General features: G+C 76.7%; 1 pseudogene. It reads right to left on the reverse strand.

Annotated features, from left to right (window positions below):
- Positions 1-390 (reverse strand): annotated as a pseudogene (locus tag G3I65_RS17445) (ArsR family transcriptional regulator); the annotation flags it as partial.

Genomic DNA, 390 nt, shown 5'->3' on the forward strand with positions numbered 1-390 from the left:
CGCGTTGCCCGGCGCCTTCGGGGCCGCGCGGTCGACGCCCGCGGCGTGCGCCGCGTGGCGGACGCACGGGTAGAGCAGCCGGGGAACGCCGCCCGGCAACGGCGGGACCAGCGACGGCGCCACCGAAAAGTACGTCGGGACCAGCAGCAGGCCCGTGCCCTCCGACGGGAGCGTGCCGGGGAGGCCGTCGTCGGTCTCCAGGACCGGGGCCGTCCAGCGGACCTTGGGACGCAGGCCGGTCAGCAGCGCGTCGACGCCGCCGTGGAGCAGCACCTGCGTGCGCATGCCGAGGTCCGCGTCCACCTGGGCGCACAGCATGTCCCAGCCCGGCGCGAGCGCCAGGTCGTGGTAGTCCTGCATGGCCTGGACCAGCCGGGGCAGGCCGGCGGT

Origin of the sequence: Amycolatopsis sp. SID8362, assembly GCF_010550475.1 — a bacterium.
Taxonomy (GTDB): domain Bacteria; phylum Actinomycetota; class Actinomycetes; order Mycobacteriales; family Pseudonocardiaceae; genus Amycolatopsis; species Amycolatopsis eburnea.